General features: G+C 31.6%; 7 protein-coding genes. 1 reads left to right on the top strand and 6 read right to left on the bottom strand.

Going from position 1 to position 6593, the window contains the following annotated elements:
• A partial coding sequence (locus GBO31_RS21000; protein ID WP_219010442.1) for a serine hydrolase domain-containing protein occupies positions 1–964 on the top strand: 964 nt, incomplete at its 5' end.
• Between the two features lie 11 nt (positions 965–975).
• On the opposite strand, the gene GBO31_RS20995 is transcribed toward GBO31_RS21000, so the two are convergent.
• The 6 genes from GBO31_RS20995 to surE all read right to left on the bottom strand — a co-directional run bounded on the left by GBO31_RS20995 (position 976) and on the right by surE (position 6523).
• A complete protein-coding gene (locus GBO31_RS20995) occupies positions 976–3018 on the bottom strand; it encodes a ComEC/Rec2 family competence protein (RefSeq protein WP_219010441.1) in 2043 nt (680 codons plus the stop codon).
• 133 nt (positions 3019–3151) lie between these two features.
• Positions 3152–3709: a hypothetical protein gene (locus GBO31_RS20990; RefSeq protein ID WP_219010440.1), complete on the bottom strand. Its 558-nt coding sequence runs from the start codon at positions 3707–3709 to the stop codon at positions 3152–3154.
• A gap of 96 nt (positions 3710–3805) precedes the next feature.
• Entirely contained in the window at positions 3806–4318 is a 513-nt protein-coding gene (locus GBO31_RS20985) for a C40 family peptidase (protein WP_219010439.1), read from the bottom strand.
• A gap of 15 nt (positions 4319–4333) precedes the next feature.
• Complete coding sequence (gene lpxB, locus GBO31_RS20980) at positions 4334–5443, bottom strand: lipid-A-disaccharide synthase (RefSeq protein ID WP_219010438.1); 1110 nt, start codon at positions 5441–5443, stop codon at positions 4334–4336.
• A gap of 23 nt (positions 5444–5466) precedes the next feature.
• The gene (locus tag GBO31_RS20975) at positions 5467–5748 is read right to left on the bottom strand and encodes a hypothetical protein (RefSeq protein WP_219010437.1); all 282 of its coding nucleotides are present in this window, start codon (positions 5746–5748) and stop codon (positions 5467–5469) included.
• Complete coding sequence (gene surE / locus GBO31_RS20970) at positions 5741–6523, bottom strand: 5'/3'-nucleotidase SurE (RefSeq protein WP_219010436.1); 783 nt, start codon at positions 6521–6523, stop codon at positions 5741–5743. The genes GBO31_RS20975 and surE overlap by 8 nt, the downstream gene beginning before the upstream one ends.
• Between the last annotated feature and the right edge of the window lie 70 nt (positions 6524–6593).

The following is a 6593-nucleotide window of genomic DNA, read 5'->3' as shown; positions in this document are numbered from 1 at the left end:
TAGAATTGGTTCTGTTTCTAAAGGTTTTGCCGGTGTTTTGTCTGGAATATATGTAGAAGAAGGTTTGCTACATTGGGATGATAAAGTAAAAGATTATGTTTCTAATTTTGAATTGGCTAATAAGAAATGGTCGGATAGTGTAACATTATCCCATATCTTATCACATTCTTCTGGATTACCATATCATAGTTTTACTAATTTGGTTGAAGATGGTGTTGACTTAGCTACTATTGCGGGTCAGTTTAAAAATATTCGAACAATTGATAAGCCTGGAAAAATATACAGTTATCAAAATGCTGTTTTTGCATTAAGTGGTTCAATGATTGAAAAGGTAAGTGGTAAATCATACGGAGATGCTATAGCAGAAAAGATTTTTGAACCTTTAGAAATGAGTAGTGCTTCTACAGATTATAAATCTCTTCAAACAGCTACTAATGTTGCTATGCCTCATAGGAAATATGGAAGACGATGGAAATCATTAAAGTTCAATGAAAAGTATTTTAATGCGATTCCAGCAGGTGGAGTAAATGCAAGTATAACTGATATGTCTAAGTGGATGCGATTTCTTCTGGGACACAATCCTGGAGTAATGAGTGCAAATGGATTAAAAAATGTTTTTAATCCAGTAATAAATCTTCCTGGAAGAAGTAAGTATTATCAAAAATGGAAAGATCATCAAGAATCACAGTATGCTCATGGATGGAGAATACATGATTTCAAAAATAAAGAAACTGGAGTGTCCACTAGAATGATTCATCATGGAGGTCATGTAAATAGTTTCAGAAGTGAAATTGCGTTATTTCCTCAAGAGGATTTAGGAATTACGATCCTTTTTAATAGCCCAACTAAACTAGCAAGAACTATTGTTCCAGATCTTCATAAGATTGTGAAAGAAATAATGGACATGCCAATAGATGAATTGCTTGCTCATACAGATACTTCAGATCTTAAAAATGAAATATAGATAGACTATAATCACTTTAATATAAATGCTCCCTTTTTATCTGTTCGATGAAAAGGGACTTTTTCTTTTAAACAAGTGTTTTCCCAGCGGTCTAAATAACTTCTATAATTACTCCCGTCAGCTATGATTTGTCTAGGTTGTAACACTTCGATTACTTTATGTAAATGAACTTTTGGAGAATTTATCAAAATTATAATATCCGTCTGGAAATTAGGAAGTTTATATAGACCATCGTTATCTAGGATTAATATTTTTTTGTTCTTGTATGTATAAATGTTTAGAAGTTTGTTTGAAGAAATGAGCTTAGAATTATGGGTAATTAGGTAATCTTTTGTTAGAAAGTCTAAGGTTTTCTTAGGGATAGAATCTCTAGAGAATATATTGAATTGTCGATTCTGTAAAACACCAATCATGGTTTGATGATGAGTATGAAAAATGATAAGTTCTTCATTATTGTTGTTTATGTTTTTTTCGTACACTAAAACCAGTAAGAATAATGTAAGACTTATACAAATCGTAAGAACCTTTTTAATATGGTAGTTTTTTACAGCTAGTATTATTGATATTATCAAAAAATATCCGGTAATAAGCATGTTGAATGAAAATGATATATCTTTTATTATAAATGTTTTTTGTTTAGCGACCCAATGAATTAAATAGGTTATTATATCTATTAAACTTCCATATATTGTAACCATCCAATCAGTAAGCAATTGTATTTCTGCTAATAATATGATTAGGATGCCTAATCCAAGTACTATACCTAGTATAGGAATGATAATTACATTAGAAACAATAAATAGGAGAGGGAATTGATGAAAATAGTATAATAATAATGGAAGTAGGCCTATTTGAGCAGTAATAGTAACCGTAAAAGTTTCCCATATTATTCTGTCTATATAAAATTTTGGTCTATATATTTTTACAAAATGTGGTTGTATCCAAACAATTGAAAAAACAGCAACATAACTTAATTGGAACCCGACAGAAAATAGAATTAGAGGATTCATACTTAGTAAAATAAACATAGATATTACTAGGGCGTTATATATACTTGTTTTAGATCTTATGAAAGTACCTATTGCAACAAAAGAAAACATAGTAGCTGCTCTTAAAACAGATGGTGATAAACCAGCAATCACTGCAAAACTCCAAAGAGATAAAATGCTAAGTATTACTTTAATTAATCGACTTTTTCTAAACACATAATCTAGTGGTTTAAGAATGATATTCAATAATATTAGCAATATTCCAACGTGCAGCCCTGATATAGCTAAAATATGTGTTGCACCAGCATCTCTAAAATCATTAAAAGTGTTACTATCAATATCTTGTTTTTGACCTAAAATAAGTGCATTAATTATTGATAACTGTATGGTGTCAAAACTATAACTTGAAAGCTTTTGATGAATATCCATTCTGATAAGATCTGCTATACGGTATATATTAAATGATGTTTTATCAATATAGATTAGATTGTTAGTATTAATAGTAGTTTGATAAAAAATATACTCATGACTCATATAAGTCGCATAGTTAAATTGATTAGGATTCAAAGGCATAGGGATTGGTTGAAGTTTTGAATATGCGATGTAGGATGTACCAGTGATCAATTTACTTTTTGTACTATCTTTTGGTAACCGAAGCAATACATCACCAGTTACCCTTTTATTCTCATATGAATGTAGACTTATAACATATTTTTCGTAAAAAGAAGTTGGTTTTAAGCGCTTTTTAACCGAAAACTCTATTACTTTATTCTTTTGGGTATTATTTAGATGATGGATAAAATGATGAGGATTGTTTTTAGGATGATAAACTTGAACTAATGTGATACCAAAAACTATAAAGGTGAGTATGGTGACTCCACTAAAATGAGCAGTATTGCTAAATACTTTTTTGGCATATAACCAGGAAATGGACAGTCCAATTATACAGCTAACTTGAAATACAATTGCTAATTTAAGAGGTATAGGGATGTAATACCCAATAATAATTCCAATACATAAAGAAAAGGTCAGGATTACAAAAGGGACGTTAAGCAACTTTGGCACAACCGAACAAATTAATTCATAGGAATTAGGCTCCTATTAATTAATTGTGTTTTGCGGGGAGTAGTTGTTACCTGTTAAGACCTGTTTTGTTGGTCAAAACTAATTGGGAGGAGTTCTGAATTTAGCTATCAGTTTATTTTTTTACACGACTTCTTCGTCTTGTTGTGCCTGATAGTTCCGTTTTTTTGTCTGTGATAATTACTTTTCCAGTATCTATTTTTACTGTATAATCAGGGTGTGGTCCATGTGGATCTACATCCAAAAGAATATGAAGACTTGAATTAGCCGTTGGTCCAAAATTATATGTTTCTTGATAACCTTCATGAGTCAAAGCGTCGATTCTTTTACCATCATGTCGTATAATCATTTCATATTCGCCTCCTATACCACTTTCTTTATCTAAACGAAGAAATTTTCTACTATAAGGTTTCATACCTATTAAACTACCGAAATATCTAGACTTTGGAGTGTGAAACCAGTTTTTAAACCTTGGAGCTTCTTCCCAAATATAACCTTTGTTATCTCGGAATTTATTGCTCATATAGTGTGTTAAAGATGTAATTTCTTTTTTCACATTGAAAAGATTTCTGTTTAGATGGTAATAAATGAATTGATCTTCATCATATTCCTGTCCATTTACTTTTGCATCTATAACTTTTTTTACTTCTAACGGGTCTAATGAGTATTCCATTGGTTTAATGAGTTTTAATACACTAATTTATAATAAATTCAGGGAATTTAGTAAGATGAAAATAAAAAAAATGCAAAAAAACAGGAATTTTAAAGTCTACAGAATTCTTCGAATTCCTGCAAAACAATTATTCCAATAGCGTTCATCAAGACTAGATATGGTTACTCCTTTAGAAGTTGAAGCGTGGATAAACTGAATTTGTTTACCTGTCTTTACAACCAAACCAACATGATTGATTGTGTTTTTGTTTTTATTAGTTCTAAAAAATAGTAAGTCACCTATTGCCACATTTTTTAAAGAAACCTTAGTTCCTTGGGTAGCCATAGCTTTTGAAGTTCTTGGTAGCACAACTTCCTCTTTCTTGAATGAGGTATACATCAATCCAGAACAGTCCATACCTCTCTTTGTAGTACCTCCATATTTGTATCTGGTTCCTTCAAAAGTTTTTGCATAATCGATAATACTCTTGATCTTTTTAGTTTTCGCACTTACTTTGGTTCTTTTAGAAGTCCGTTCTGGTTTTTTAGAAACCGAACGTCTTTTCTTTGCACCACCACAGGAAGAGAGTATAATACACATTACAAGCAAAAAGTAGCATAGTTTTTTCATTTTGGGACCCTTCATTTATTTTGTCTTTTCTACGATTAGGTTGGCAGTTTTGTCGCTAGCACCTTTACCACCTAGATTTTTTTCTAAGTCATAATAATCTAAGAACATAACTGCTCTTTTGTAATCATCTAGTATGATTGTGAGTTCTTCTTTCAACTGCTTGGTATTGAAATCCCCTTGAATTAACTCAGTAACTACTGGTTTATTCATAATGAGATTTACCAGCGAAATATAATCAAGATTGATAATGCGTTTTGCAATATGGTAGGAAATAGCATTTCCCTTGTAGCAAACCACTTGGGGAACTTTAAATAAAGCCGTTTCTAAAGTTGCTGTTCCTGATGTAACTAAAGCAGCAGTACTTAAACTTAAAATATCATAGGTGCGATTCATGATTAAATGAACTCCTTCTTTCTTGATAAAAGGTTCATAGAACTTTTCATCCTGACTAGGAGCTCCAGCAATTATAAATTGATATCCAGAGAAATCGTCAACAACACTTAGCATAACCTCCAACATTTTCCGAATCTCCTGTTTTCTACTTCCAGGCAAAATGGCAATTATAGGTCGATCATCTAATCTATATTGTTTTTTAAAATCATCTGGCATCACCTGTTTATGGTTTGCAATCGCATCTATCAGAGGATGTCCTACAAAATTTACTTCATAATCATATTTTTTATAAAAATCTTTTACAAAAGGTAAGATCACATACATATAATCAACATTAGCCTTGATTGTTTTTACTCTTCCAGCTCTTGAAGCCCATACTTGAGGACTTATGTAATAATGAGTAATATATCCTTTTGGCTTTGCCCATTCAGCAATACGAAGATTGAATCCAGAATTGTCGATTAAAATGAGGGCATCTGGATTGTATTGCTCTATATCTTTTTTACATTGCTTAATAAACCCTAAAATTTTAAATAAATTTAAGATTACCTCAAGAAATCCCATAAAGGCCCTTTCTTTATAATGAAGAACCATGGTGCCACCGACAGATTGCATAAGATCTCCTCCCCAAAACCTAAATTCGGCATTGGGATCTTCTTTAAGAATAGATTTCATTAGATTGGATCCGTGTAAATCACCAGACGCTTCTCCTGCAATAAGATAATATTTCATCTATACAATACTTTCATTGTGTGTTAACCAAACTTACTAATAGCGATTCCTACAGCAGCAACAAGCGTAGCAAGAAGTACTCCTCGCGCTCTATAAGGTTTGTTTTGTTTTAAAAATAAAAAGAAAATTATAAGATTAAGAATTGCTCCTAAAGCAATCAAACTTCCTAAAAAATTATTTTGTTGAGCAGCTTTTAGAGTCTCTATAATACTCAATTCTGAGAATAATAATATGTATAAAACTATGCCAACTCCATTAGCAAGCAATCCAGTTAAAAATCCAATGATGATTTCTTTTTTAATCATGTAATGACCAGTTATTTAATTCTTGAATATAATGATGTGCGGTTAAATCGAATTGCGTAGGTACAATGGATACATAACCATTTTGTAAAGCCCACTCATCGGTATCTTCTCCTTTATCTTCATTGATAAATTTGCCGGATAACCAATAGTAATCTCTTCCCATTGGATTCGTTCTTTTGTCAAACTCTTCCACCCAATGAGCATTTGCTTGCCTGCAAATTTTAATTCCTTTAATTTCTTCCTTTTCTAATTTTGGAATATTTACATTGAGAACAATWCCTTTCGGCAGTCCATTTTTTAATACATTCTCTACAATTGTTTTTACATATTTTCGAGAAGGCTCAAAATTAGCATTCATACTATAATCTAACAATGAAAACCCAATGGCAGGAATTCCTTCTATTCCAGCTTCTACCGCTGCACTCATTGTTCCAGAATAAATAACATTTATTGCTGAATTAGAACCATGATTAATTCCGCTCACGCATAGATCCGGTTTTCGATCAAGAATTTGTCTTGTTGCCATTTTGACACAATCAACAGGAGTTCCTGAACAACGATATTCCTTTTGAGGTGCATTTTTATCCACAGTAATCGGATCACAATATAAAGTGTTGTTTATTGTGATCGCATGACCCATAGCACTTTGAGGGCTATCAGGAGCTACTACAAATACATCGCCAATTTCATTCATGATACTAATTAAAGTCCTAATTCCAGGGGCTGTAATACCATCGTCATTGGTGACTAAAATTAACGGTTTTCTTTGTGACATAGCGTGATTTTTTTCTTCGGTAAAAATACATTTTTTTTATTCTAAATATGTTATTCTAAATCAGTACAAT

The organism is Aquimarina litoralis (genome assembly GCF_019295435.1).
GTDB lineage: Bacteria > Bacteroidota > Bacteroidia > Flavobacteriales > Flavobacteriaceae > Aquimarina > Aquimarina litoralis_A.
The sequence above is the reverse complement of the archived record's forward strand: the minus strand, read 5'-3'. Positions and strand labels throughout refer to the sequence as shown.